This window comes from Sphingomonas sp. (assembly GCF_965227385.1).
In the GTDB taxonomy this organism is placed as follows: Bacteria; Pseudomonadota; Alphaproteobacteria; order Sphingomonadales; family Sphingomonadaceae; genus Sphingomonas.
Genome location: NZ_OZ245750.1, coordinates 2564372 through 2590004, shown reverse-complemented (window position 1 = coordinate 2590004; position 25633 = coordinate 2564372). Strand labels below are relative to the sequence as shown.

The 25633-nt window shown below is 67.1% G+C and carries 23 protein-coding genes; 12 read left to right on the top strand and 11 right to left on the bottom strand.

The genetic code is table 11. From position 1 onward, the window contains the following. Positions 1–58: 58 nt before the first annotated feature. The 4 genes from ACO05N_RS12630 to ACO05N_RS12615 all read right to left on the bottom strand — a co-directional run bounded on the left by ACO05N_RS12630 (position 59) and on the right by ACO05N_RS12615 (position 3804). Complete coding sequence (locus ACO05N_RS12630; protein WP_422057435.1) at positions 59–379, bottom strand: hypothetical protein; 321 nt, start codon at positions 377–379, stop codon at positions 59–61. A 46-nt stretch (positions 380–425) separates the two neighbouring features. Continuing rightward, entirely contained in the window at positions 426–1001 is a 576-nt protein-coding gene (locus tag ACO05N_RS12625; RefSeq protein ID WP_422058748.1) for a TetR/AcrR family transcriptional regulator, read from the bottom strand. A gap of 80 nt (positions 1002–1081) precedes the next feature. After that, positions 1082–2383, bottom strand: coding sequence for an amidohydrolase family protein (locus ACO05N_RS12620; protein WP_422057434.1), 1302 nt, complete (start codon positions 2381–2383; stop codon positions 1082–1084). Then, a complete protein-coding gene (locus ACO05N_RS12615) occupies positions 2380–3804 on the bottom strand; it encodes an amidohydrolase (RefSeq protein WP_422057433.1) in 1425 nt (474 codons plus the stop codon). Before ACO05N_RS12615 ends, ACO05N_RS12620 begins: the two co-directional genes overlap by 4 nt. A 133-nt stretch (positions 3805–3937) precedes the next feature. On the opposite strand from ACO05N_RS12615, the gene ACO05N_RS12610 reads away from it, so the two are divergent. Genes ACO05N_RS12610 through ACO05N_RS12580 form a run of 7 tightly spaced genes read left to right on the top strand, consistent with a single transcriptional unit; the run spans position 3938 to position 10444 of the window. Further along, a complete protein-coding gene (locus ACO05N_RS12610) occupies positions 3938–4618 on the top strand; it encodes a hypothetical protein (RefSeq protein WP_422057432.1) in 681 nt (226 codons plus the stop codon). Next, positions 4615–5811 carry a DUF4350 domain-containing protein gene (locus tag ACO05N_RS12605; RefSeq protein WP_422057431.1) on the top strand — a complete coding sequence of 399 codons (1197 nt, stop codon included), beginning with the start codon at positions 4615–4617 and terminating at the stop codon, positions 5809–5811. Before ACO05N_RS12610 ends, ACO05N_RS12605 begins: the two co-directional genes overlap by 4 nt. Further along, positions 5808–6764 carry an AAA family ATPase gene (locus ACO05N_RS12600; RefSeq protein ID WP_422057430.1) on the top strand — a complete coding sequence of 319 codons (957 nt, stop codon included), beginning with the start codon at positions 5808–5810 and terminating at the stop codon, positions 6762–6764. The genes ACO05N_RS12605 and ACO05N_RS12600 overlap by 4 nt, the downstream gene beginning before the upstream one ends. Beyond that, complete coding sequence (locus tag ACO05N_RS12595) at positions 6761–8101, top strand: DUF58 domain-containing protein (RefSeq protein ID WP_422057429.1); 1341 nt, start codon at positions 6761–6763, stop codon at positions 8099–8101. Before ACO05N_RS12600 ends, ACO05N_RS12595 begins: the two co-directional genes overlap by 4 nt. Then, complete coding sequence (locus ACO05N_RS12590; RefSeq protein ID WP_422057428.1) at positions 8098–9093, top strand: stage II sporulation protein M; 996 nt, start codon at positions 8098–8100, stop codon at positions 9091–9093. The genes ACO05N_RS12595 and ACO05N_RS12590 overlap by 4 nt, the downstream gene beginning before the upstream one ends. Next, entirely contained in the window at positions 9086–9955 is an 870-nt protein-coding gene (locus ACO05N_RS12585) for an RDD family protein (RefSeq protein ID WP_422057427.1), read from the top strand. The genes ACO05N_RS12590 and ACO05N_RS12585 overlap by 8 nt, the downstream gene beginning before the upstream one ends. Before the next feature lie 9 nt (positions 9956–9964). Next, positions 9965–10444: a methyltransferase family protein gene (locus tag ACO05N_RS12580; RefSeq protein ID WP_422057426.1), complete on the top strand. Its 480-nt coding sequence runs from the start codon at positions 9965–9967 to the stop codon at positions 10442–10444. A 10-nt stretch (positions 10445–10454) separates the two neighbouring features. On the opposite strand, the gene ACO05N_RS12575 is transcribed toward ACO05N_RS12580, so the two are convergent. Next, on the bottom strand, positions 10455–10865 hold the full coding sequence (locus tag ACO05N_RS12575; protein WP_422057425.1) for an acyl-CoA thioesterase: 411 nt from the start codon (positions 10863–10865) through the stop codon (positions 10455–10457). 130 nt (positions 10866–10995) lie between these two features. On the opposite strand from ACO05N_RS12575, the gene ACO05N_RS12570 reads away from it, so the two are divergent. Both ACO05N_RS12570 and ACO05N_RS12565 read left to right on the top strand, forming a co-directional pair. Next, positions 10996–12123, top strand: coding sequence for a zinc-binding dehydrogenase (locus ACO05N_RS12570; protein WP_422057424.1), 1128 nt, complete (start codon positions 10996–10998; stop codon positions 12121–12123). 101 nt (positions 12124–12224) lie between these two features. Further along, the gene (locus ACO05N_RS12565) at positions 12225–12857 is read left to right on the top strand and encodes a YceI family protein (protein ID WP_422057423.1); all 633 of its coding nucleotides are present in this window, start codon (positions 12225–12227) and stop codon (positions 12855–12857) included. Between the two features lie 4 nt (positions 12858–12861). Here the strand turns inward: ACO05N_RS12565 and ACO05N_RS12560 are convergent, their stop codons facing one another. Beyond that, a complete protein-coding gene (locus tag ACO05N_RS12560) occupies positions 12862–13257 on the bottom strand; it encodes a BLUF domain-containing protein (RefSeq protein WP_422057422.1) in 396 nt (131 codons plus the stop codon). 273 nt (positions 13258–13530) lie between these two features. Here ACO05N_RS12560 and leuA point away from each other — a divergent pair, with 273 nt between their 5' ends. The 3 genes from leuA (at position 13531) to ACO05N_RS12545 (ending at position 16834) form a co-directional block, all read left to right on the top strand. Further along, positions 13531–15195: a 2-isopropylmalate synthase gene (leuA, locus tag ACO05N_RS12555; RefSeq protein WP_422057421.1), complete on the top strand. Its 1665-nt coding sequence runs from the start codon at positions 13531–13533 to the stop codon at positions 15193–15195. Positions 15196–15298: 103 nt separating this feature from the next. Next, positions 15299–16522: a bifunctional glutamate N-acetyltransferase/amino-acid acetyltransferase ArgJ gene (gene argJ, locus ACO05N_RS12550; RefSeq protein ID WP_422057420.1), complete on the top strand. Its 1224-nt coding sequence runs from the start codon at positions 15299–15301 to the stop codon at positions 16520–16522. Positions 16523–16666: 144 nt separating this feature from the next. Then, a complete protein-coding gene (locus tag ACO05N_RS12545; RefSeq protein WP_422057419.1) occupies positions 16667–16834 on the top strand; it encodes an SEC-C metal-binding domain-containing protein in 168 nt (55 codons plus the stop codon). 179 nt (positions 16835–17013) lie between these two features. Here the strand turns inward: ACO05N_RS12545 and ACO05N_RS12540 are convergent, their stop codons facing one another. From ACO05N_RS12540 to ACO05N_RS12520, 5 genes are read right to left on the bottom strand one after another with little or no spacing between them, the layout of a single operon-like run. After that, entirely contained in the window at positions 17014–17418 is a 405-nt protein-coding gene (locus ACO05N_RS12540; RefSeq protein WP_422057418.1) for a hypothetical protein, read from the bottom strand. A 1-nt stretch (position 17419) separates the two neighbouring features. Continuing rightward, entirely contained in the window at positions 17420–17746 is a 327-nt protein-coding gene (gene trxA / locus ACO05N_RS12535; protein WP_408080446.1) for a thioredoxin, read from the bottom strand. Positions 17747–17797: 51 nt separating this feature from the next. Continuing rightward, positions 17798–21208 carry a double-strand break repair helicase AddA gene (addA, locus tag ACO05N_RS12530; RefSeq protein WP_422057417.1) on the bottom strand — a complete coding sequence of 1137 codons (3411 nt, stop codon included), beginning with the start codon at positions 21206–21208 and terminating at the stop codon, positions 17798–17800. Then, positions 21189–24131 (bottom strand): double-strand break repair protein AddB, encoded by a 2943-nt coding sequence (gene addB / locus ACO05N_RS12525; RefSeq protein WP_422057416.1) that lies wholly within the window; start codon positions 24129–24131, stop codon positions 21189–21191. Before addB ends, addA begins: the two co-directional genes overlap by 20 nt. Positions 24132–24173: 42 nt before the next feature. After that, positions 24174–25586, bottom strand: a complete 1413-nt coding sequence (locus ACO05N_RS12520; protein WP_422057415.1) for a tetratricopeptide repeat protein — start codon at positions 25584–25586, stop codon at positions 24174–24176. Positions 25587–25633: the final 47 nt, after the last annotated feature.

Genomic DNA, 25633 nt, shown 5'->3' with positions numbered 1-25633 from the left:
CTCAAAAAGGGGGCGGTCTCGCGACCGCCCCCTTATTTGTGCCCGTGTTGCGTGCCGATCAGGTGCGGCTGCGAATTTGCGCGGTCCCGTCGGGCGTGATCTCGACCACATAGGGCTCGGCGCCATCGCACACGACGCGCCAGCGGATGCGGTCGGAACGGGTTTCGACCCGCGTCAGCTCGGACACGGTCTGGCAGGTCAATCCGGCGTCGCGGATTGCGCGCAGCATCACGCCGTCCTGCAATCGCTTGGGTAACGCGACGATCCGCTTCTGCGTCTCGCTCAACACAGCCGGGGTCGGCGATGGCGCGGCGTTCTGTCCCTCGTCCGACGCGCTGCCGCATCCGGCAAGCAACACTGCGCCCGTCAAAATTGCCATCGTGGTTCGCATGGTTCGCACCTCCGTTACTGCATAACGCCAATCGTCACGGCTTCGATCCGACCATTTTCAGAAACAGGCGGGTCGCGCGTTCCACTCGCGCCCGGATCGCTTGGGGCGAAGGCAGCGGCTCCAGCCCCAGTCTCAACCCGATGTCCGCCGCGCCCTTCCATAGCCCGCACAGATCCTGCGCGGCGAGGTTGGGATCGTCGACCTCGACCTCCCCCCTGCGCGCCGCCTCGGCCAGCACCTCGGCCAGCCGCCCAAAGCAGACCCCGGGGCCGGCCTCGAAGAACCGGCGTGCAAGCGTCGGGATCTGCGAAATCTCGTTCAGCAAAACCCGGTCGATCGCGACGTGATCCTCGCTGAACATGAAGGTCAGCAGCGACACGCCATAGTCGTTGAGCTGGTCCTCCAGCGACCGCTGGTCGGAAACGCTCGTGTCGAACACCTCCGACATCCGGGTGCTCTCGACCCGGATCACCTCTTCGAACAGTGTCTCCTTGTCACCAAAGCGACTATAGACCGTGACCTTCGACACGCCCGCCGCTGCCGCGATCTCCTCGATCGTGGCAGCGTGAAAGCCGCGCGAAAAGAATGCCTGCCGCGCCGCGTCGACGATCGCTGCATATTTGGCGGGATCGCGCGGGCGGCCCGCGCGGCGCGGCTCATCCCCCGCGCAGGCGATATGAAAGGGATTGGTCAGCGCTGGTACGCCTTGGGCAAGGCGCCCTCCTTCGGATCGAAATAGCGCTTGCGCAGCTGGTCCTGGCGCGTCTCGATCGGCTGTTCAACGCCGTCGATAAACACCCGCACCGCCGCCGTGCCGATCTCAAGCGGGTCGCCGTCCCATACCACCACGTCGCCGCGACGTCCGGGGCGCAACGATCCAAACTCGCCGCCCATGCCCATCGCCTCGGCCGGCTTCGAGCTGATCGCGGCAAAGGCCTGCCCCCATTCGAGCCCGGAAGCGCCCGGAATTTTGGTCAGCGCGACCAGATTGCCTGCATATTGCTTGATCAGCCGCGCCTGGCGCGCCTCGTCATCGTTGATCATTCCGATGCCGACCGTCACCCCGGCGGCCTGCATGCGCCCGATATTCGACTGGGTCGCCGCCAGCTGTTCGAACGAGGCGGGAAGGTCGGACAGCGCCGACGCCAGCACCGGCACCTTTGCTGCCGCAATCTGCCGAGCGACGGTCCATCCTTCGTTGGCACCCACCAGCACCAGCTTCAGCGCCGGAACCTCACGCTTGAGGTCGAGCACCACCAATATGTCCGATGCGCGCTCGACATGGACCAGTAACGGCACCTGCCCCGTCACGACAGGAACCAGCGCCTGCGCATCGGCGCGGGTTAGCAACGCGTCCTTGCCGCGATCGGCGAAGCGCGCCGGCGCGCGTGCATAATCCCGCACGTCGAACAAGATGTTCTTGAGCATCGCCATCGCGGCCGGGCGGCTGCCCCCGGCACGACGCCCGCCTTCCTCACCATAGACCATGAACTGGAAGGCGCGCGGCTTGCTCACCGCATCCATGTCCGCGCCCAGATCGATGATCGCGCCCTGCCCGGCAAAGATCGAGCCGCGCGCTTCGGGCGCAACGACCGCGCGGGTGATCCCTTCCGCGCGGTTCAGCGTGATCGCGCTGGTCTTGGGATTGACCGCGTGCGACATGTCGAGCGCGGCGTTGAAGGGCGAGTTGCCCGCCGCGCTGTCATCGGTCTCGTTCACACCATCGACCTCGACGATGCCGACCCGGCTGAACCCCGCGAACAGACCCGGGGTGACCCAGCGCCCGCCGGCATCCACCACCGGCACCCCCGCCGGCACGGCCACACCCGCGCCGGCCGCGACCACGCGACCGTCGCGGACAACCACGGTGCCCCCTTCGACCGGAGCCGAACCGTCGCCAATGACGAGACGGGCATTGGTGACCGCCACCGTCTGTGCGGCGGCCGGAACTGCGGCACCGATTGCCACCGCTGCCATCAGGAGCTTCTTCACTTCACGTCTCCCGATCCGGGCTGGCCGAGTTCGAAGTCGGATACCGGCCGCAATTTGGGGTTATGCATGTCGAACAGCAACGCGCCGTCGATCCAGACCTTTTCGGGGCGGGTGTAGACGCTGAACGGATTGCCGTTCCACAGCACCACGTCCGCCATCTTGCCCGGCTTCAGGCTGCCGGTCACCTCATCCACGCCAAGTGCCCTGGCGGGCGTGATCGCGACCCATTTCCATGCAATCTCCTCAGGGATCGTGAAGCCGGCCCGCTTGGCAGAAGCGCGGACCTTGGCGATTTCCTGGTTGAGCCGCTGGATGCCGTTGGCGTCGTCGGAATGGATCATGCCGCACGCGCCCTCGCGCTCCAGCACGGCGAGGTTTTCGGAAATGGCGTCATAGGACTCCATCTTGAAGCCCCACCAGTCGGCCCACACCGCGGCGCAGGTGCCATTTGCCTTGAGCAGATCGGCAATTTTGTACGCCTCCACCGCGTGGTGGAAGGTGCCGACCTTGTAGCCAAACTCCTTGGCCATATCGAGCACGATGGCCATTTCGTCCGCGCGATAGCAGTGGTTGTGGACGATGATCTCGCCCGCCAGCACGCCGCGCAGCGTATCCATCGCCATGTCGCGCGACGGCGCCTCGCCTCCATTTTCCTCATAGCGGTCCCAGCGCTTCTTGTAGTCCCGCGCCCGCGCCCAGGTCTCGCGGTCGACCGCGATATTACCCATGCGGGTCGATGGCATCCGCCCCTTGCTGCCATAGACCCGCTTGGGGTTCTCCCCGCACGCCATCTTCAGGCCATAGGGGGCGCCGGGGAACTTCATCCCCTGCATCGTGCGGGAATAGACATTCTTGAGCGTGACGCTGCGCCCGCCGAACAGGTTTGCAGAACCCGGCAGGATCTGCAGCGTGGTCACGCCGCCATTGGCCAGCGCGCGGGAAAAGCCGGGATCCTGCGGCCACACGCTGTGCTCGGCCCACACTTCGGCAGTGACCGGCCCGGTCGCCTCGTTCCCGTCTGAATGCGCCTGCACGCTGGGCGTCGGATAGTCGCCGAGATGGCTGTGCACATCGATGATGCCGGGAGTGACATATTTCCCCGCCCCGTCAATCACGCTCGCGCCTTCCGGCGCCGCGATGTTCTGGCCGACCTCGACGATCTTGCCGTCGCGGAACAGCACCGCGCCACGCTCGATCTTTCCACCTTCCCCATCCAGGATCGTGACATTCGTCAGCAGCGTCGGCACGCCCGGATAGGGCTGGTAGGTCGAGGGATAGGGATTGTGGTCATATCCCTTGTTCTTGCCCGGCCCCTTGCGCGCCGGGGCTTCCGACGACGCGCTCTGGGCCTTGCCCCCTGCGGTCGCGCTACAGGCCGCCAGCGTCGCCGCCGCAGCCGTGCCGATGATGATCCGGATCAACGCGTACTTCTCCCTGTCCGATGCTGCGCGGTCGGTCCGCCGCGCCGTTCCAGCGACGTTAGGGACGAAAAGCGTTGCGCGCAATTTGCCGATTTGCTCCAAAGGCATCACAGCTTCCGGGGGACTCACGGCAATGACGGCACAGGGCGCGAGCGCCGCCGCACGCGATGGCGCGGCCGCCGGCACCGCCGCGCCCCCGTTCGGCGATCCGGCCAACGCAGACGCCGCGCACCGCGCGCTCAAGGGCGATGCCAGCATCCAGTTCGACTTTCCGTGGTTCGTTCCCGAACAGCGTCAAATGCCCGAATGGCTCCGGGACGTTTTCCGGGCACTCGGCAATTTCGTCGAATGGGTCGGCGGCGGCTGGACCGTCCTGATGTGGATCGCGATCGCGCTGGTCGTGATCGCGCTTGCCTTCGCGATCTTTCCACCGCTCCGCGCCTGGCTCGCCAACCGCTTCGCGGGGCGTGACGAGGCGGGCACGACGCCGGGCTGGGCACCCGAGGCATCGGTCGCCCGCGCGCTGCTGGTCGAGGCCGATGCCCTGGCCGCCGCCGGAAATTTTGACGAAGCGGTGCGCCTGCTGCTCCACCGCAGCGTCGAGGATATCGAGCGTTGGCGCGGCGACCCCCTCCGCCCGTCCTGGACCAGCCGCGACATCGCCCGGATTGAGGCGCTGCCCGATGCCGCGCGCGCCGTCTTCGGCCGCATCGTCGCCGATGTGGAGCGCAGCCTGTTCGCCGGCCATCCGCTGGGAGAGGTCGACTGGACCCGCGCCCGCGCCGATTATGCGGGCTTTGCACTCGGCCGATGACCCAGGGCAGCGCCAACCCCTTTCGCACGCGCACGGTGCTGATCCTGGTCGCGGCTGGGTTCATCCTCGCGCTCGGGTTCCTGCTGGTCAGCGCCTATGGCGACCGGATCGACCGCCAGCGCGGCAATATTCCCAGCCCGTCCTCGCGCTTCGCCACCGGCTTTTACGGACTGACGAAGCTGGTCGAACGCGCCGGCGGGACGGTGAGCATGTCGGGCGATCCGGCAGCGCGGCCCGAACGGGGCATCCTGATCCTCACCCCCAATGCCAGCACCACGCCCGCTGAGATGGAGGGGGCGTTGGACGAGGCGGCGGGGCCGAACGCGCCGGTGCTCGTGATCCTGCCCAAATGGATCGCGGCGCCCCAGCGCGATAACCCCCGGCGTGAACAGCGGGTCGCGCTGCTCCCCGCCGACCGGATCGCCGCCCTGCTCGCCCCGCTGGCCGAAGCGACCGTGGAGCGCGAAAAGCCCGCGCCGCTGATCGTCCGCACCAGCCTGCCCATCCCCGCCTTTCGCCCGCCCGCATCGCTCCAGTCGCTGCGCGGGGACAAGCTCTATCCGCTGATCGCCGCGCCCGATGGCGGCGCCGTGCTGGCGGAGATCCCCGGCAAGAACATCTTCATCCTCGCCGACCCGGATCTGATCAACAATCACGGCCTGTCGCATCGCGCCAACGCCCGCGCTGCGCTGGCGATGCTCGCCGGGCTCGACCCGCAGGCACCCGGCACCGTGATCTTCGACACGATGCTCCCTTATGGCAGCGGCGGGCGCAACCTGCTCCAGCTGGCGTTCGAACCACCCTTTGCCGGGGTCAGCATCGCGCTGCTCATCGCTGTATTGCTCGCGGGGATCGCGACCCTGGTCCGCTTTGGCCCAGTCCGACGCGAGCAGCGCGCGGTACCGTTCGGAAAGGCCGCGCTGATCGAGAATATCGTCAGCCTTGCCCGGCGCGCGCGCCGCACCCGCGAAGGCGGCGACGCCTATGCCGACGCGATCCGCGACTGGGCCGCGCGCCGCCTCGCCCTGCCCCGCACGCTTCAGGGGGAGGCGCTCGACGCGCAGCTCGATGCGATCGGTACGACCAGCTCCTACACCGCTGCGGCCGAACGGGTCCGCGGCGCGACCACCGAAACCGAACTGCTCCACGCCGCACAGGCGCTGGATGACTGGCGAAAGGAAGTGAAGGCATGACACTCGACGACGTCCGCAACCTAGGTGCGGCGATCGATGCCCAGGTAGCGAAGGCCGTGGTCGGTCAGGGCACCGCGACGCGCCTGCTCACCATCGCGTTGCTCTCGGGCGGCCATGTCCTGCTCGAAGGCGCTCCCGGCACCGCCAAGACCCTGCTCGCGCAAAGCTTCGCGCGCACGCTTGGCCTCGACTTCGGCCGCATCCAGTTCACGCCCGACCTGATGCCCGGCGATATCGTCGGTGCCAGCCTGTTCAACTTCCAGAGCTCCAGCTTCGAACTGCGCCGCGGCCCGGTGTTCACCGAATTGCTGCTCGCCGACGAAATCAACCGTACCCCGCCCAAGACCCAGGCGGCGCTGCTGGAGGCGATGCAGGAGCGTGCGGTCACCATCGACGGCACGACCGAGAAACTGTCCGACCGCTTCACCGTGGTCGCGACCCAGAACCCGATCGAGCAGCAGGGCGTCTATCCCCTGCCCGAAGCGCAGCTCGACCGCTTCCTGTTCAAGCTGGCGATCGAATACCCCGACGCCGCAGCCGAGCGCGCGATCGTCGCACAATATGGCACCCGCACCGGATCGCCGCGGCCCGAAGACAGCGGCGTCGAGCAGGTCGCGACCCCCGATGCGCTGAAGGCTGCGAGCGATACCGTGCTGACCGTGCGCCTCGCGGATGAGATCATCACCTATGTCGTCGACCTGATCCGCGCGACCCGCGACCATCCCGACCTGTCGCACGGCGCATCGCCGCGCGCCGCCTCCGCACTTGCCGCAGCAGCGCGCGCCGCCGCCGCGCTCGACGGGCGCGACTATGTCATCCCCGATGACGTCAAGCTGCTGGCCCAGCCGCTGCTGCGCCATCGCGTGGTCCTGTCACCCGCCGCCGAGATCGACGGCCGCCGCACCGACGATATCGTCGCCCAGCTGATCGACCGGGTCGAGGCACCGCGTTGATCGTTCCGACCCAGCGGGCGGTCGCGCTGACGCTGGTGGCGGCGCCGATGGCGCTGCTGCTCGGCGTCGTGCGTCCCGACGGCTGGCTGCTTGCCGTTGCCTGGGCGGCGGGCGTCGCGCTGCTGGTGCTGCTCGACGGACTGCTGGCCCCGCGCGTCCGTACCGCCGATCTCAGGCTCGAGGGGCCGAATGCTGTGGACGTCGGCGGAACGGTCGCGCTTGCTGGAGCGACGCCGGGCCTCGCCTATGCGGCAGACATTTCGCTGCCCTTGGAATCTCTCCCCTCCCGCTTGCGGGAGGGGCCGGGGAAGGGCCTGTCCAATCAGGCCGCACTCCAAGAAGACAGCCCCTCCCCTAACCCCTCCCGCAAGCGGGAGGGGAACAAATTGCGCTACACCGCCACCCGGCGCGGCACGGCGAAGCTCTCCCGCATCTGGGCGCGCGCCTCCGGCCCGCTCGGCCTCGCCTATCGCCAGCGCAGCGCGGCGACCGGTGACAGCATCCGCGTCCTCCCCGACCTGCGTCCCGTGCGCGAACAGGGGATGCGTCAGTTCCTGCGCAGCCGCCAGTTCGGCACGCGCATCCGCCCCGAAAGCGGTGACGGTACCGAATTTCAGGCGCTGACCGATTTTCAGCCCGGCATGGAGCGCCGCGCGATCGACTGGAAGGCGACGGCGCGTCACCTCTCGCTGCTCGCCCGCGAATATCGCACGGAACGCGACAACAGCGTCGTCTTCGCGGTCGATTGCGGTCGCACGATGAGCGAGCCGGTCGCCGGCGTCCCGCGCATCGACCGCGCGGTCTCCGCAGCGTTGCTCGCCGCCTTTGTCGCGCTCAAATCGGGCGATACTGTGCGGCTGTTCGGCTTTGCCGGGCGTCCGACCGCGGATTCGGGCAGCATCACCGGCGCGCGCGGGTTCGCGACGCTGCACCGTACGGCCGCAGAACTCGACTACGGCGCGCAGGAAAGCAACTTCACGCTCTCGCTCGTCACGCTCGACCAACGGCTTCAGCGCCGCAGCCTGATCATCCTGTTCAGCGAATTCACCGACCCGACCAGCGCCGAATTGATGCTCACCGCCGCGGCGCGGATGCGCAAGCGCCACCGCCTGTTGTTCGTCCTGTTCCGCGATATCGAGCTCGAGGCATTTCTGGAGGCGCGCCCGGAAACCGCCGACGATGTCATCCGCGCCAATGTCGCCCACGCCCTGCTGCGCGAGCGGCGGATCGTGATCGAACGGTTGAAGCGGCTCGGCATCGACGTGCTCGAAGCCGGTCCCGACGACCTCGCCCTCGCGCTCGCCGAGCGCTATGTCCGGGACCGCGAACGCCCATGAGCAGCAGCATTTTCGGCGTAAGCCAGTTCCGTGCCGAGCGCGAAGCCGATTGGCAGCGGCTCGAGGCAATGCTCGACCTGATCGAGAAAAAGTCGCCCCGCCGACTGTCGAGCGAAGACCTGTTCGAACTGCCGCGCCTCTATCGCTCGACGCTGTCGGCGCTGTCGATCGCGCGCGAAACCTCGCTCGACGGGTCGATGATCGCCTATCTGGAGAGCCTGTCGACCCGCGCCTATTTCATCCTCTATGGCTGCCGCGACTCCTTCTGGAAGCAGCTCGGCGCGTTTTTTGCGCGGGGCTGGCCGGCGGCGGTGCGCGGCATGGTGCCCGAAATCCTGATCATCGCCGCCTTGTTCCTCGGCAGCGCGCTTGCCGGCTATTTCCTTGTGCTGGCCGATCCCGGGTGGTTCGGCGCAATCGTACCCGGGGAACTGGCCGGCGGCCGCAACATGCAGGCGAGCGTCGAGACGCTGCGCGAATCGATCTACGGCACGCCCCGACATGGCGGCCTCGAAATCTTCGCCACCGCGCTGTTCACGCACAACAGCCAGGTGTCGATCATGGCGTTCGCGCTCGGTTTCGCCTTCGGGATCCCCACCTTGTTCCTGATCGCCAGCAACGGCGTGCTGCTCGGTGCCTTTTATGCCGCCTTTGTGTCCAAGGGGCTGGGCGTGGGCTTTACCGGCTGGCTGATGATCCATGGATCGACCGAATTGAGCGCGATCATTCTCGCCGGCGCCGCCGGGCTGCACATCGGCCGCGCGGTCGCGTTTCCCGGCCAGCGCAGCCGCCTTGCCGCCGCCGGTGAAGCAGGTCGGCGCGGGGCGCTTGTCATGATCGGCGTCGTCATCATGCTACTCGTCGCCGGCCTGCTCGAAGGCTTTGCGCGCCAGTTAATCACCGCTGACGCCGCGCGCTTTGCGATCGCCGCGACCATGTTCGCGATCTGGGTCGTCTATTTCACGCTGGCCGGACGCCGCCGCCATGTCTGAGCGCAAGGATCGCCTGGTCCGCGAACTGGTTACGCCCGAGGGTGCGGTGCTGCATCTGCGGCTGGCCAGCGCGGGGTCGCGCGCGGCGGCCTTCACGATCGACGCCGCGATCATGCTGGCCGCGCTGATCGCACTCACGATCGCCGCGTTCGGCCTGTTGACCAGCCAGCAATCGGCCAGCGTCGCGGCGATCCTGTGGCTGCTCGGCTTTTTCCTGCTCCGCAACTTCTATTTCACCCTGTTCGAAAGCGGCGGGCGCGCGGCGACGATCGGCAAGCGCGCGCTCAAATTGCGCGTCGTCGCGCGCGATGGCGGGCGGCTGACCGGCGGAGCAGTGCTCGCCCGCAACCTCACGCGCGAGATCGAGGTGTTCCTGCCCCTGCTGTTCCTGCTGTCGGCACAGGCGGAAGGGTTCAGCAGCCGCTGGCTAACCCTGTTAGGCTTTGGCTGGACCGCGATCTTCATGCTGTTTCCGCTGTTCAACCGCGACCGGCTGCGCGCGGGCGACCTGATTGCCGGTACCTGGGTGGTCGAGAATGAACGGCCCAAGATCGCACCCGACCTGCTCGCAGATGCCGAGCCCGAGCGGATCGAGCGCTACGCCTTTACGCCCGAAGAGCTTGAAACCTATGGGCAGATGGAGGTGCAACGCCTCGCGGATATTCTCCACCGTGACGATGCTGACACGATCGTCACCGTCGCCGGCATAATCCGGCGCAAGCTCGGCCGACCGGATACCGGGACCCATGTCGGCGAGGACCGGGCCTTCCTCGATGCCTATTACGCCGCCGCGCGCCGCCATCTCGAACGTCGCCTGTTGTTCGGGAAGCGAAAACGCGACAAGTTCGATATGGAAGGTTAGATACGCGCCATGACCGAACCAAAGTCCGACATTCCCGGTGTAATCGCCCCGCCGCCGCTGATCTTTCTCGGCTATCTGATCGCGGGAATCGCACTCGAATATCTCGTGATCCGGACGCAGGGGCTCGACATGCCGGGATCGCTGCGCTGGACCGTCGTCGCGCTGTTCGTGCTGGCAGGCGCAGCGCTGATCGCCGCAGCGCTCGGACGGTTCAAGGCGGCCGGAACCCCCGCCCCGCCGTGGCAGCCAGCCACTGCCTTCGTGGCGCAGGGCGTGTACCGCCGGACCCGCAACCCGATGTATCTCGGCATGGCGCTGATCTATCTCGGCCTTGCCGTCGCGGCGAACGCGCCGGTCGTGCTATGGCTGTTCGTCCCGCTGATCATGACGATCCACTATGGCGTGATCGTGCGCGAGGAACGCTATATGGCCGACAAGTTCGGCGTTCCGTACATCAACTACGCGCATAGCGTCCCGCGCTGGCTGTAGCCCCGGGGCCTTAACCCTCGCGCTTGCCGAAGAAATGCTCGACAATATGCTCGGCAATCCGTGCCGGGCGCAGCGTGGTTGCGTCGACGCAGCACCAGCGTGATTTGACTTCGGCCAGCACCACGTCGCCCCGGCGGATGATCGTTTCGTAAAACGCGCTGACCCCCTGCACCTTTTCCAGCAGGACCGTCGCCACCACCTCGTCATTCAGAAAGGCGGGTTTGCGATAGGTGATCTCGTGCTTGAGCGCGACCCACAGATGTTTCGCCACCTCTTCCGCAGGTGCCAGCTTCTGCCAATGCGTCAGCACCGCTTCCTGCACCCATTTGAGGTAGCTGGCGTTATTGACGTGCCCCATGAAATCGATGTCCGCGGGGTCGACGGGGATGGGCACTTCGAACGGGATGGCTGCACGCGTCATGACCTGACCTTAACGTAAAGTCACGACAGAAGCGAGGGGGCAATCACGCGGCCGCGCAAATCTGCGCCGCCCCATTGATCCCGCTTTCGAATTCACGGTATGCCCGATGCAAACGATAAAGGAGGATGCAATGACTCACCAGATCCCGGCCCAGGCCAAGCAGATGTTCTCGACCGTCACTGACGACGGCGGGCTCGAACTCACCCTGCGCGACGTGCCGGTTCCCCAGCCGACCGGAGACGAGGTGCTGATCCGGGTTGAGGCGACCCCGATCAACCCGTCCGACCTTGCCGTGATGCTGAGTGTCGCCGATTCCAACGCCTTCACCGCGCTCGGCTATGGTGCGCGTGCGGAGATTCCGGAGGGGCTGCGCCGCCACGTCGCGGTGCGCGCGGGCAAGCCGCTGCCGATCGGCAATGAAGGCGCCGGTACGGTCGTTGCCGCCGGTGACGATCCCGCCGCACAGGCGCTGATCGGAAAGACCGTGGCAGCGGCCGGCGGCGGCTTCTACACGCAATATCGTCTGCTCCGCGCGCGCGACTGCCTGGTGTTCGCCGACGGCATCGCCGCCGAGGAAGCCGCCTCGTCCTTCGTCAACCCGATGACCGCGCTCGGCATGGTCGGCACGATGCGGCGCGAAGGCTATCAGGGCCTGGTCCACACCGCCGCCGCGTCGAACCTCGGCCAGATGCTGGTCAAGCTCACCCTGTCCGAAGGCGTGCCGCTGGTGAATATCGTGCGCAGCGACGCGCAGGCCCAGCTGCTCCGCAGCCTCGGTGCGACCCATGTCGTCGACAGCAGCGCGCCCGACTTCATGGCACAGCTGACCGAAGCGATCGCCGAGACCCAGGCCTTCCTCGCCTTTGACGCGATCGGCGGCGGCAAGCTCGCCGGCCAGATCCTTACCGCGATGGAGGCGGCCGCCGTCCGCACCAACCCGGCGAACGGCCCCTATGGCTCTTCCACGATGAAGCAGGTCTATATCTATGGCGGCCTCAGCACCGCGCCGACCGAGCTCAATCGCGGGTTCGGCATGATCTGGGGCGTCGGCGGCTGGCTGCTCACCCCCTATCTTGCCAAGGCCGGAATGGAGGAAGTGATGCGGATGCGCGCCAAGGTCGCAGCCGAAATTCGCACCACCTTCGCCAGCAGCTACAGCAACCGCATCAGCCTTGAGGACGCGGTCCAGCCCGGCTGCATCGCTGCCTATAATCGCCGCGCGACGGGTGAGAAATATCTGATCCTGCCGCAACTTTGATCGCGCATCGGGAAACCATGCGTTCCCATTTCGTGATTTGAACAAGTCGGGGGCGTCGCGCATTATCGTGGCGCCCCCGTAACGCAATCCGGAGAACCCCCATGCGCATCGTCCTCGCCACCCTGCTCGCCGCGACCGCCATCGCCACCCCCCTTGTTGCCCAGCAGATGCCGGGGTCGAAGGACAAGGCCGCGATTACCGGCGGCAGCTACACCGTCGACGCCAACCACACGCTGGTGAAATGGGAGGTCAACCATTTCGGCTTCTCGCCGCTCTGGGGCCTTTTCGGCCAAGTCACCGGCACGATGCAGCTCGATCCCAAGAACCCCGCCGCGTCCAAGGTCGACGTGACCATCCCGGTGTCGAAGATGGTGACCGGCGTCCCCGGCTTTACCGCGCACCTGCTGCGCGACGGCAAGGATGGCGGCAAGCCCGACTTCTTCGGCTCGGCCCCGGCTGATGCGAAGTTCGTCTCGACCCATGTCGTCGTCGACGCCGATGGCGACGAGGCGAAGGTTCATGGCAACCTCACCCTCAACGGCGTCACCAAGCCGGTGACGCTTGACGTCGATTTCTATGGTGCGGGCAAGGCGCCGGCCCAGATGGGTGGCAAGGAAAATGTCGGGTTCGAGGCTGAGGCGACGATCAAGCGCAGCGACTTCGGCCTGGGCTATGCCGTGCCGCTGGTCAGCGACGAGGTCGAACTGACCATCGCCGCCGCATTCCAAAAGTAAGTCTTCAGGCCGCGCGCCGGATCTTCGCAAAGCCTTCAAAGGTGGCGCGGACATTCGGCGACGCGGCCTCGAGCCGTTCGGCGATCTGCGCCATCAGCGCATCGGAGTCGCCACCAGGCATGCGGTGCGCCATTGCCCACTCGCCAAATTCGCGCGCCTCGATTTCACGCCGCGACAGCGTCACCACGGCACGATGGCGAAAGTCGCCGCCGATCCGCCCAAAGGCGCGCTCAACCGCATCGGTTGGCCCTTCCAGCACCTGCAGGAACCGCCGCCCATCGGCGTATAACAAGCCGGTAACGCCATCCCGCGCATTGTTCCGGCGCGACACCGTTAAAATCTGAGCCACATGGGTCGGGGCACAATTGGCGGCGCTGCTGATGTACATGATTTGAAGCATTTTTTCGTCCTGTTCCGCCCCCAGCTCAGCCTATGCCACTCAAATCTTTATAGAATGATTATCGCTCGGGCAGTCCCAATGGCAGGATTACGCTCTGGACATTTGTTGCGCGCCCGGGCTAAGCGCCACGCACAATGTTGCACGACCGCAGCCTCCTCCTGCTTCGACTTACCCGCCCTTAGGGCGTGGATTCGCGCGGGCGCGGCCTGCGCACACGGCCTAAGGGCAGAGCACACCCCTCCCCCGACCGTCCGTTTCGAAGCGAGAAGTTCCATGTTGCGCGACCCCAGCGTCAAATACCGCCCCTTCCCCCAGGTCGATCTGCCCGATCGCCAATGGCCAAGCCGCACGATTACCCGCGCCCCGCGCTGGCTCTCGACCGACCTGCGCGATGGCAATCAGGCGCTGATCGACCCAATGGACGCGGAGAAGAAAACCCGCTTCTTCGATCTGATCTGCCGCGTCGGGATCAAGGAAATCGAGGTTGGTTTCCCTAGCGCGGGCGCGACCGAATTCGACTTCATCTCCGGCCTCGTCCGCGACGGCCGCATCCCGGATGACGTGACGGTTCAGGTGCTGACGCAGGCGCGCCGCGACCTCATCGAGACCAGCTTCGAAAGTCTGCGCGGCGCGAAGCAGGCGATCGTCCATGTCTATAACGCCGTCAGCCCGGCATGGCGGCGCATCGTGTTCGGCATGGAGCGCGATCAGGTCAAGGCGATCGCCACCGACGCCGCGCGGATGCTGCGCGACGGCGCGGCCGCCCAGCCCGACACCGACTGGCATTTCCAATATTCGCCCGAAACCTTCTCGACCGCCGAACTCGATTTCTCGGTCGAGGTATGCGCCGCGGTGATGGAGGTGCTGCGCCCCACCCCCGAACGCCCGCTGATCCTCAACCTGCCCGCGACGGTCGAGGCGGCGACGCCCAACATGTACGCCGACCAGATCGAATATTTCTGTCGCCACATCCCCAATCGGAACAGCGTGGTGATCTCGCTGCACACGCATAACGACCGCGGCACCGGCGTCGCGGCGGCGGAACTGGGGCTGATGGCGGGTGCCGACCGCGTCGAGGGCTGCCTGCTCGGCAATGGCGAGCGTACCGGCAATTGCGACCTCGTGACCGTGGCGATGAACATGTACACCCAGGGCGTCGATCCCAAGCTGGAGTTCGATGACATCGACGAAGTCGTGAAGACCGTCGAATATTGCACCAACATCCCGGTCCATCCGCGCACGCCCTATGCCGGCGACCTCGTGTTCACCGCCTTTTCGGGCAGCCATCAGGACGCGATCAAGAAGGGCTTTGCCGCGCAGGAAGCGCGCAACGACGCGCTGTGGGAAGTGCCGTATCTCCCGATCGACCCCGCCGATCTCGGCCGCAGCTATGAAGCAGTGATCCGCGTCAACTCTCAAAGCGGCAAGGGCGGCGTCGCCTGGGTGCTGGAACAGGACAAGGGGCTGAAACTGCCCAAGCGGCTGCAGGCCGATTTCAGCCGCCACGTTCAGCGTATGGCCGACGAAACCAGCCGCGAACTCAACGCACAGGATATCTGGGCGACGTTCCAGACCGCCTATCGCCTTGCAACGCCGCAGCGCTTCACGCTCGGCGCCTATGACGAAACCCGCGCATCCAACGGCGAACGCATCTTCGCCGGCGCAATTGAAGTGGACGGCGTGTCCAGATCGGTCAGCGGACGCGGCAACGGCCTGATCTCCAGCGTCGTCGCCGCGATCCGTGAGGGCTTCGGCGTCGATCTCGACATCGCCGACTATGCCGAACATGCGATCGGCCATGGCTCGACCGCGCAGGCCGCCGCCTATGTCGAATGCCGCACCGCCGACGGCCAGACCGTCTGGGGCGTCGGCATCGACGAAGACGTCGCCACCGCCAGCGTCCGCGCCGTGCTCAGCGCCGCGAGTGCGCTGGCCTGAACCACCGCAACCCGCTCATGCTGAGCTTGTCGAAGCACTGTTTTTCAGCCGTCAGCAAAGAACAGCCCTTCGACAAGCTCAGGGTGAGCGGTAAGGAACCGCAATGACCCGCTCCCCCCTCGCCCCCGCCGCCTTCCCCACGCTTCCCGCAATCTCCGGCGTGACGCTACGCGTCGCCCGCGCGCGCTACAAGCAATGGGATCGCTGCGACCTGACCTTCGTCACGCTGGATGAGGGCACGGCAGTCGCGGGCGTCACCACCACCAGCAAATGCCCCTCGCCCGAAGTCGAATGGTGCCGCGACGCGCTCCCGCTCGGTCGCGCGCGCGGGCTGGTGGTCAATGCTGGGAACAGCAACGCCTTCACCGGCAATCGCGGTCGCGCGGCGGTCGAGGCGATTGCGGCGCGGGTGGCAGGGCATCTGAACTGCCAGCCGTCGGACGTGTTCGTCTCGTCCACCGGCGTGATCGGCGTGCCGCTCCCGATCGACAAGGCCGAGGCGGGCCTCGACGCCGCCTTCGCCGCCGAACCCTGCGGCTGGGAAGATGCAGCGAACACCATCGGCACCACCGACACCTTCGCGAAGGGCGCAGCGACCTCCGCCATCGTCGATGGCCGCACGGTGAATCTCGTCGGCATCATCAAGGGGTCGGGGATGATCGCCCCCGACATGGCGACGATGCTCGGCTACATCTTCACCGACGCCGCCGTCGATCCCGCCTTCCTCCAACGCGCCCTGTCCGACGCCAACCGCAAGAGCTTCTCCTGCATCACCGTCGACAGCGACACCTCGACCAGCGACACCGTCCTCGCCTTCGCCACCGGCGCGGCGGGCAATGCGCCGCTCACCGATGACGACAGCGACGGCGCCGACGCCTTCCGCGCCGCGCTCGCCGACCTGTGCCTCCAACTCGCCCATCTCGTCGTCCGCGACGGCGAGGGCGCGTCGAAGTTCATCCGCATCGATGTCGAAGGCGCCGAAAGCGACGCCAGCGCGCACCGCATCGCGCTCAGCATCGCCAACTCCCCGCTGGTTAAGACCGCCATCGCCGGCGAAGACGCAAACTGGGGCCGCATCGTCATGGCCGTCGGCAAGGCCGGCGAGTCCGCCGACCGCGACAAGCTCGCGATCACTTTTGGCGGCGTGCAGGTGGCGTCAGGCGGCCTCGCGGTCGAAGGTTATGACGAAACCCCTGTCGCCGCGCATCTCAAGGGCCAGGATATCGAAATCGGCGTCGATCTGGGCTTGGGCGAAGGCCGCGCCACGGTGTGGACCTGCGACCTGACCCACGGCTACATCTCGATCAACGCGGACTATCGGAGCTGAGAACAGCCTGCTATCGGCCCTCTGGCGCGACTTTTCGCGCGTCAGCGACAGGAGGCCTCATGGCACGCATCGACACCTTCGCCGACCTCCCCTGCTTTCGAGCGTAGCTCAAAGCGGCGGCGGGGTTATCCCTCCGAAACGCATGTGAAGCGCGGCCTGCGCTTCGTCCATGGTGATGTCGAGCTGATCGAAAAACTCGGTCGAAACGATCCCTGCCCGTGCGGTTCGGGGAACAGATTTCAAGCGCTGCTGCATGCATTCGGGCCGGTTTCGACGGTGCGGAGCGGCATGACTATTGGCGCGATTAGATAGCAGACGGGGGCCGGAAATCCCGGCCCCCGCAAACTCTCGCACGACGCTGTCAATCCGCACCGTCAGCTTGGACTTGATGTAGATTGCTAGGCCCCGACGTGCCGCCACTTTCTTCACGCTCGGTAATGCTTGCAGGTGCGACCTAGGCCCAAGCGGGCGAAGATTACTATCGCCACAACCTAGCGCACCGGTCCCAGCAGTTCGATGCTCTCGACTGCCGCAAGATCGATACGCCTGCCCGCTCCGCCAAGATGGCCGTAGCCGCAGGGTGGCGCGGGCGGCTCCACCGTCCCGCGACTGCGCATGACGCCTTTAAATTTCACGCGATAGGCCAAACCGTTCGCACGCTGCGTGATGCCGAAGCGCTTACCTACGCCAACGATGTCCGGCTCGAAATTGACGATTGGGCGCGCGCGAAAGTCGAGATCGCCGATGCCAGCAGCGCCTTCGAAGAACCGCTGGCCTTCGAAGTCGTCGACATAAATGCCGCTGAAGCGTCGCTCCGGCTCGACAATCTCGGCCGGACAGGCCGCACCGGCCTGCGCTGGCATGCCAAGGCTCAGCAATGCCAGCGCAACGATCATCTCACACCACGCTCTCAATCCACGCCTTCAGCTTGGACTTGGTGTTGATGTCCTGAATGCCGACCTGCTGCGCCACCTTCTGCCCGTCCTTGTAGACGAACAAAGTCGGGATGCCGCGAATGCCGAGGCTGCCCGGCGTGTCGGGATTTTCCTCGATATTAAGCTTGGTGATTGTGACCTTGTCGGCCAGCTCCTCGGCCAGCTCCTCCAGGCTCGGGCCGATGATCTTGCACGGGCCGCACCATTCGGCCCAGAAATCGACCAGCACGGGCTTGTCGGACTGCAGCACGTCGGTTGCAAAGCTCTCGTCGGTAACGGCCTTCGCCATGTCTCAAATCTCCTTGTGTTGCTGTCTAACTAGGGTCGGCAGCCGCGTGTCTCAAGCATCGAGTGGCAAGCTTTGTTCGCTGCCCGCGAAGCCCGGCTTGTGCGCCGCGACCAGATCGGCGGGTAGTTCGAACAGCACCGGCCCTGCCGTGTAGAGTAGCCCCGCGACCACCTCCCGCCCCGGAAAGATCACCTCCAGGGCCGCGACATAGGCCGCCATCTGCTTGACGTGATAGCGCGGCACGTCGCCAAGCGAACCCGGCGCGCGCCGCCCGGTCTTGAAATCGACCACCAGCACGCGATCGTCGGTCACCAGCAGCCGGTCGGCCGTCCCCGAAACGACATGCCCGCCCGCGACTACAGCAGCGACCGGAGCCTCCGCCAGCGCCTCCGGCCCGAAAAGCTCGGCAAAGCGCGGCTCGGCCAGCACCCCCAGCGCCGCACGCGCCAGCTCGGCGCGCTCGCCCGCATCCGCAACGCCGCCAGCCCCCGCCAGCCAGCGCTCCGCCACCTCGGCGCGCCGCTCTGCCGCAACCACCGGCAGTCGCTCGAGCAACGCATGGATCAACCGCCCCCGCTCCGCCGCCGCACGCAGCGCCGCCGCAGGGGGCGGATCGGCCACCAGATCCTCACCCAGCGAAGACGGCGCCAGTGGCCGCGGCGGCCGCGCTTCGACCGGCGCCGCCCGGCGCGCCCAATCGGGCACTGCCCCGGCCGCCTCGCCCGCATCGGCAACGACCGCCTTGCGCGGCACCGCACGGGTCGGCGCGAGCCCGGTAAAGCTCCGCTCCCCCTCGCCCGCGGCCACACCCAGCGCGTCCAGCCCGGCCGACGCCGCCGTATACCAGCTCAACGCCGGCGGTTCGCCCTTCGCCTTCGGCCCGAGCGATCCCGCGATGACCAAACGCTCCTCCGCCCGCGTCGCCGCGACGTAGAACAGCCGCCAATGCTCCTCCAGCTCGCGCGCCTCCGCCGCGCTCACCGCCGCATCGACCGGCCCGCCGCGCTCGGCCTTGCCCGGGCGGAACACGGGAATCTTCTCCGGAAACTCATCCGGCTGCCACTCGACAAAATCCCCACGATTGCCCGCCACCGGATCGGCGGTCGCATCGGCCAGGATCACCAAAGGCGCCTGCAGCCCCTTCGCGCCATGCGCGGTCATCACCCGCACCGCCGCCTGTGGCTGCGCCGCATCGCGCACGATCTCGACATCGCCCCGGTCGAACCAGTCGAGGAAACGCTGCAGCGTCGGCGTCGCCACCCCCTCGAACCCCAGAGCCGCGGTCAGCAACTCCTCGATCGGATCGAGCGCCTCGGCCCCCAGCCGATGCAGCAGCTTGCGCCGCCCATCCATCGGCCCGGTCAAGATCGCCTCCAGAAACCGGTGCGGCGTCATGAAATCCGCCCGCGCCAGCAGTCCGAACAGCGGCTCCAGCCGCTCCGGCGTCTGCGTCGCGCGCAAATGCCGCCACAGGCTTCCGCGCTCGCGGATCGCGGCGACCATCAATTCGTCCTGCGTCCACCCGATCAGCGGCGATACCAGCAAAGCCGCCAGCGACAGATCATCGTCCGGCTGCAACGCGAACCGCACTGCCGCGAGCAGATCCTGCACCGCCAGCGGCGCATTCAGCCGCAGCCGGTCGACCCCCGCCACCGGCACCCCCTCGGCATACAGCCGCGCGACGATCAGCCCCGCCAGTTCGCCGCGCCGCCGCACCAGGATCATCACATCCTCGGGCCGCAGCACCCGCCCCTTGCTCTCCAGCTCCAGCGTGCCGATCCACTCCCGAATCTGCCGCGCGATCCGGTTGGCCAGCTCGCGGGTCGCGTCGTCGATCCAGCCTTCCTCGTCCTCCGGGTCGCCGCCCGTCACCACCGGCGGCCACAGCGTCACAGTCCCCGGCCCCTCGACCCGGCTGGCATGCGGCTCAGGCTCGGCAAATTCGCCCATCCCCGGCGGCGGCAGCGCATCGATCGCCGCATCGACGAACTCCAGCACCGGCGCGGTCGAACGGAAGCTGTGCACCAGCGACAGCGTATCCAGCGCCCCCGCCGCGCGCGTGTCGAAATGCTGCTGCGCCGCGCGGAAATTGACCGGGTCGGTGCCCTGAAAGCCAAAGATTGCCTGCTTGTAATCGCCGACCGCAAAGATCGTCCGCACTTCCTCGCCATGCGCGCCCTCGCCGGCAAAGAACTCGTCGGCCAACGCGCGCACGATCCGCCACTGGTTGATGTTCGTATCCTGCGCCTCGTCGATCAGGACGTGGCTGGTCGCCTGATCCAGCTTGTAGCGGATCCAGTCGCCCATCCCGGGCTGCTCCAGCAGCGCCACCGCCTTGCCGATCAGATCGTCGAAATCGACCGCCCCCGCGCGCCGCTTCGCCGCCGTGTAGGTCGCGGCATACTCCCGCCCGGCCTCCAGCCCCTGCGCCAGGCAGTCGACATACCCCGCCCGCGCCACCATCCCCTGTACCGCGATGCACGCCTCACCCAGCGCGATCAGCAGCTCTTCATAAGCAGGATCAATCGTGGCAAGCTTGGCCGAAACCTTACGCGGCTCATCCTTGCCGGTCAGCGCCAGCTTGCGAACATCACTCAGCCCCGCCACCCGCGCCGCCGGGGCCGCCGCGATCCACGCCCGCGCCACCCCCGCATCGCGCGTGCCCGTCGCCGTCCCCCACGCTTCGTTCGCATCGGCAATCCGCGCCAGCGCATCGACGTCGAACGCATCGTCGCTGCACCACTCCGCCGCCGCCTCGGCAACATCGCCCGAAGGCAGCCCGAACGCCCGCCGCAGCCACGGCTGGATCCCGCTCGGCAGCACCGCCATCGCCTCCGGCGCGCGGGCACAGGCGCTCAGAAACGCCTCGGCCTTGCCCTCGCCCAGCCGCAGGCTCAGCGCCCCGACCGCATCGATCACCCATCCGCGCCCCTCGCGCTCGGCGGTCACCAGCATCTCCGCCAGCGCCTCGCGCGCGAGCGCCGATTCCTCGCGCGCCTCCAGCGGCCGGAACCCCGGCGTAAGCCCCGCCTCGACCGGAAACGCCGACAGCAATGTCTGGCAGAAACTGTGGATCGTCTGGATGCGCAGGCCCCCGCCCGGCGCATCCAGCACCTTGGCGAACAGCGTCCGCGCCAGCGCAATCTGCGCATCATCGGCCGGCTCACCCAGCGCCTCCAGATCGGCGAACAATTCGGTCCGCTTCGCGCGCACCCACCAGGCGAGCCGCCCGCTGACCCGCGCCGCCATCTCCGCGGCGCCCGCCTTGGTAAAGGTCAGGCACAGGATCGCGCCCGGATCGACCCCGCGCAGCAACAGGCGAAACACCCGCGCCGCCAGCACCTGCGTCTTCCCCGTCCCCGCGCTGGCCGACAGCCACACGCTCGCCTCGGGCTGCGACGCCGCGCCTTGGCTTCCGGCGAGCGGCGGAAGTGCGGAGATCTTAGCGCCGCTCACGGCCATACCATTCGTCCCGGCGCATCAGCTGGTCATAATCCGAATAGGGTGCATATTCCGGATGCAGCTTGGCCGTAAACGCCTCGCCCCCGGTCAGATAGCGCCCCGCCGTATCGGCGAAATTCTCCGCCGCCGTCGGCACGAACTCCTCCGGCTTCATCCGCCCATATTTCTCCGCAGGATCGACTGGCGTCGCGACATAGCCGAACTCGCCATTCTTGCGCGCCAACGACCAATATTCGAAGCAACTCGCCCGCCCCGAAATCCCCGCAAAGCCGCCCCGCTCTGCAATCAGACCGAGCAGGCCGAGCTGCAGGCTATACCCCGCCCGCACCGCCTTGGTGCTCGGCGGCTGGCCGGTCTTGTAATCGACAATCCCGATCGTCCCGTCGCCCATCGCGTCGATCCGGTCGAACTTGCCGGTCAGCCGCACCCCGGCAATATCGATCCCGCCCTCCTGCTCCACCGCCAGGATGCGCCGCGCCGGATGCGCCGCCGTCTCGCGCACGATCCAGCGCACCGCCTCGATCAACCGTGGCTGCCACAGCGCCCGCATCATCGGATGCGCCGCGCGCAGCATCTCCAGCACGCGCGGCTCCAGCGCGTCCGGGTCACAGCCATCGTGCCGCGCCCATTGCTCCAGCGCGTCATGCACCGCCGTCCCGCGCCACGCCGCGCTCGGATCGGCATCGACCGGATCGAGCGGGCGCAGCCGCAGCATGCGCTTGGCGTAAAAGGCATAGGGATCGGCCTTCAGCCGGTCGACATCGGTGACGGGAATCGAGCGCGGTCGGATGGCCACCGGCGGGCACGGCTCGGGCCGCGTCACCGGCTCATGCATCCCCGGCACATCGATCGCGCGCGCCCAGGCCTCCAGCTCGGTCGCCCGCTCCAGCCCGCCCGACAGCGCCTCCAGCCGTAGCCAGAAGCGCGACGCAATCGTCGGCGCCCCCGCATCGCGCTTCGCCCGCGTCAGCAGCACTTCGCGCGCGCCCAGCCCCTGCGCCAGGTCATGCGCCGCAAGGCCAATCCGCCGCTCCAGCCCCGGCAACCCCAGTTCGCTGCGGATACGCGGCGCCAGCCACGGGTCCGGCGCGGGCAGCCCCGGCCACACGCCCTCATTCAACCCGCCCAACACCAGTAGGTCGGCGGCATGCAACCGCGCCTCGATCACGCCGAGGATCGCAAGGCGCGGATGCCCACCTTGGGGCGGTCGAACCGCCACCTCGTCCATCAATGTCCGCAGCAAAGCGGGCAGGCTCGCCGGAGCAATCAGCGCGGGGCCATGCACCGCCTCGCGCTCCAGATCGTCGAGCAACGCCGCCGCCGCACGCCCATCGACGCCCGCCCAGATCCGCTCGCCACACAACCGTTCGGCACATTCACGCAGCTGCGCCAGCAATGTCGCGGGCGGCACCATCTCCGCCGCAAACGCCGCCTCGATCGGCTCGAGCAGCGCCGCGATCTCTGCCCAGGGCTCGATCGCCCGCGCCCGCGTTCGCGCGTCATAGCCCTCGGGATCGGCGAGATGTGCCGTGACCCCGACCAGCCCAGCCGGTGGTCGCGGGCCACGCAGCGCCAGATCGAGGCTGCGCACCTGTTCCAGCCACCCGATCCGTTCGTCACCCGCGCGCACCAGCGGATGCTTGAGCAGCGCCAGCAACGCCATCGGCGCAAAGCTCTGCGCCGCCGCCTCCGCCAGCGCCAGTAACAGCGTCCCCGGCGGCAGGATCGCCAGCGGCGACCCGGCGGAATCGTCGATCGCGATGCCCCAGCGCGCGCAATGCGCCGCTACCCGCTTCGCCAGCGCGCGGTCCGGCGTCACCAGCGCCGCCGTCCGCCCCGGCTCCTCCAGCGCCTGACGCAGCGCCAGCGCGATCCCCTGCGCTTCCTCCGCCGGGGTCGCGACTTCCAGCACCCGCACCCCCGCCAGCCGCCGCTCTCCCGCGGGCAGATCGCTCCACAATGTCGTGCGCTCGGCCGGCATCATCGCGCTCGCAATCGCCTTGCTGCGCGCGGGCGGCGCATCCAGCTCGGTCGCGACGCGCCACGTCTCGAACTCGCCGCGCTGCACGCCCATCCGGTCGATCAACAGCTTCAGATGGAATTGCGGATGCGTCTCCAGGCTGCGCTTGCGCCGGCCGCTCGCGGGGTCGGCCGAGAACGGCCCCAGCATCGCCCACTCCTCATCGGCCATCGCCAGATCGACGCCCGGCAACACCACCTGTCCCTGCGACAATCCTGCGACGACGCGCAGCAACCGCGCAATCGCTGGCGCGCTCGTGGCAATCCCCGCGGCGCAGACAAAGCGCTCGGGCGGCTCCTCCGTCCAACGCTTCGCAACCCGGTCGAGCAGCCGATTACGCCGCTCGGCCAGATCGATCCGGCCCAGCTTGTCCAGCTCTTGCGGCCATTTCTCCAGAATGATCTCGAACAGATCGAGCGCACGCTGCCAATGCACCGTCAGGTGATCGAGCAGCACCACGTCGCGCAGCGCGCTCGGCGCAATCTCCTCGACCAGCATCTGGTCGAGCGTCCGTCCCAGATCGCCCGCCAGCCGCACCGCCTCCGCCGCATCGACGCTGCGGTCATGCGCTTCGATCAGCCGCGCCAGGATCATCCGCCGTTGCAGCGGATCGACCGCGGGCGGGATCGGCGCGTCATCGTCGGCGGGGTCCAGAAACGGCCCCGCCGCCTCGTCCAGCTCGGGATCGCCGATCGCCACCATGCGCGGCAGCAACAACCCGCCCCCGCTCGCCCGCACGAACGCATCGGTGATCGTCCGCTTGGCACGATTGGTCGGCACCAGCACCACCCCCCGCGCCAGCCGCAACGGATCGCTGCCATGCCGCCGGATCAACCCCTGTGCGAGCGCATCGGCAAAGGCGCGATGCGGCGGGATCGTGTAAAGGTGGAGGCGCGTGGTCATTCGCCCATGCGTAGCCGCCCTGCGCCGTTCGCGCCAAGACGATTATGGCAGGGCGGGCCTGTTCGACAACGTCCATGCCGCGCGCACCTGCCCGGTGAACACCGGCTGGTAACGCCGCAGTTCGATCTGGGCTGCGCGGTCAAAACTCGAATGGCTGGCGAGGCGCTCGAAAATGCCCGCCTGCGCAGCTCGGTACAAGGAACGAACCTCGGCAGTCGCCCGGGATCGATCCTGGAGAAACTGCGCGAGCGACCAATAACCCAGGATTCGCGTCGGATGAGAACCTGGGAAGGGCTTCTGGGCGCGGACCGAGCGCCGGTAAAACAGCTCTGCTTCCTCGTACCGACCTTGACCGTGCATGTTGAACGCCAAATTGCCATAGAGCGGCGCCATCGTAGGGTCGTCATCGACAATTGTGGCCGAGTACATCGCCATCGCTTTACGATGCAACGGCTCCGCTTCTTTATACCTTCCCTGTGCGTCCAGATTACTGGCAAGCACAACGATGCCAGCAGCAACAGTCAGGTGTCCGGCGGGCCAGGTCGCCTCTTCAATGGCCAGCGACTTCCGACGGTAGGCCTCGGCCTCGGTATAGTCTCCGCGCGCTTCCAGCAAAATGGCCAGCTCGTCATAGCTCCACGCCACAACATAGTCGTTGCCACCGTAAATCTCGGTGCGGATTTCAATCACCCGGCGCAACAAGGGTTCAGCCTCCTGGCCCCGCTCCAGCGCGATAAGTGTTTGTCCCAACCCCGCATAACTCGTCGCAAGCGCAGACGGATTTGACGCGGATAATGACTCACGCAGTTCTATGGCTTTTCGATATAGCGGCTCTGCCTCAACATAACGTGCCTGGTCTCTCAGATTTTTGGCCAGGTTATCGTAACTCATCGCAATGAGTGGATGTCCCGCCGGGCGATAGGTCTCGTGCAGCAACAGCTGGCGTCGGAGGAGCGCCTCGGCTTCGCTAAAGCGGCTCAAACGCCCGACCGCGAAGGCCAATTGATTATATGCGTCCGCGACCCGCAAATGACTTTCGGGCAGGCTTGCCTCAAGGACAATCAATGCTTCGCGGGTGGGCTGCTCAGCTTCGACGAAACGACCCTGAACGCCCAGTGTCAACGCAAGGGCCGCCAGAGCATGCGCCCGGTCGGGATAACCGGTCGGCGTCGGCGGCCCTGCCGACGCGACAGCTCGACGCGCCATCGCTTCGGAAGCTTTGTAATCATACTGGAACAGTTCCGATCCGGCCCACATCATCAACAATGTGCAACGTGCAGGCTCGGCGGCCTGGCACTTCTTCAGCTCAGCCAGGATTTCGGCTGCCGCCTTGCGATGGTCTTTGCGTTTGGACGCATCTTGGGCGGTTGGCGGCACCGGCCATTGCTCCGCGGCGACCGCCGGCGGAGCGCCCACTATCGCCAACCCGAGCAATAGAGACTTTAGCCACGACATCTTCTCGCCGTAGTGGCTAATCGTCCGATTGTCGTCTGTCAGAATTG

Excerpts from the sequence above, each read along its gene's own strand:
- ACO05N_RS12520 (WP_422057415.1), bottom strand. The coding sequence starts at position 25,586 with ATGTCGTGGCTAAAGTCTCTATTGCTCGGGTTGGCGATAGTGGGCGCT.
- ACO05N_RS12630 (WP_422057435.1), bottom strand. The coding sequence starts at position 379 with ATGGCAATTTTGACGGGCGCAGTGTTGCTTGCCGGATGCGGCAGCGCG.
- leuA (WP_422057421.1), top strand. The coding sequence starts at position 13,531 with ATGTTGCGCGACCCCAGCGTCAAATACCGCCCCTTCCCCCAGGTCGAT.
- argJ (WP_422057420.1), top strand. The coding sequence starts at position 15,299 with ATGACCCGCTCCCCCCTCGCCCCCGCCGCCTTCCCCACGCTTCCCGCA.
- addA (WP_422057417.1), bottom strand. The coding sequence starts at position 21,208 with ATGGCCGTGAGCGGCGCTAAGATCTCCGCACTTCCGCCGCTCGCCGGA.
- ACO05N_RS12565 (WP_422057423.1), top strand. The coding sequence starts at position 12,225 with ATGCGCATCGTCCTCGCCACCCTGCTCGCCGCGACCGCCATCGCCACC.
- ACO05N_RS12605 (WP_422057431.1), top strand. The coding sequence starts at position 4,615 with ATGACCCAGGGCAGCGCCAACCCCTTTCGCACGCGCACGGTGCTGATC.
- addB (WP_422057416.1), bottom strand. The coding sequence starts at position 24,131 with ATGACCACGCGCCTCCACCTTTACACGATCCCGCCGCATCGCGCCTTT.
- ACO05N_RS12610 (WP_422057432.1), top strand. The coding sequence starts at position 3,938 with ATGACGGCACAGGGCGCGAGCGCCGCCGCACGCGATGGCGCGGCCGCC.
- ACO05N_RS12585 (WP_422057427.1), top strand. The coding sequence starts at position 9,086 with ATGTCTGAGCGCAAGGATCGCCTGGTCCGCGAACTGGTTACGCCCGAG.
- ACO05N_RS12580 (WP_422057426.1), top strand. The coding sequence starts at position 9,965 with ATGACCGAACCAAAGTCCGACATTCCCGGTGTAATCGCCCCGCCGCCG.
- ACO05N_RS12570 (WP_422057424.1), top strand. The coding sequence starts at position 10,996 with ATGACTCACCAGATCCCGGCCCAGGCCAAGCAGATGTTCTCGACCGTC.
- trxA (WP_408080446.1), bottom strand. The coding sequence starts at position 17,746 with ATGGCGAAGGCCGTTACCGACGAGAGCTTTGCAACCGACGTGCTGCAG.
- ACO05N_RS12575 (WP_422057425.1), bottom strand. The coding sequence starts at position 10,865 with ATGACGCGTGCAGCCATCCCGTTCGAAGTGCCCATCCCCGTCGACCCC.
- ACO05N_RS12540 (WP_422057418.1), bottom strand. The coding sequence starts at position 17,418 with ATGATCGTTGCGCTGGCATTGCTGAGCCTTGGCATGCCAGCGCAGGCC.
- ACO05N_RS12560 (WP_422057422.1), bottom strand. The coding sequence starts at position 13,257 with ATGCTTCAAATCATGTACATCAGCAGCGCCGCCAATTGTGCCCCGACC.
- ACO05N_RS12590 (WP_422057428.1), top strand. The coding sequence starts at position 8,098 with ATGAGCAGCAGCATTTTCGGCGTAAGCCAGTTCCGTGCCGAGCGCGAA.
- ACO05N_RS12600 (WP_422057430.1), top strand. The coding sequence starts at position 5,808 with ATGACACTCGACGACGTCCGCAACCTAGGTGCGGCGATCGATGCCCAG.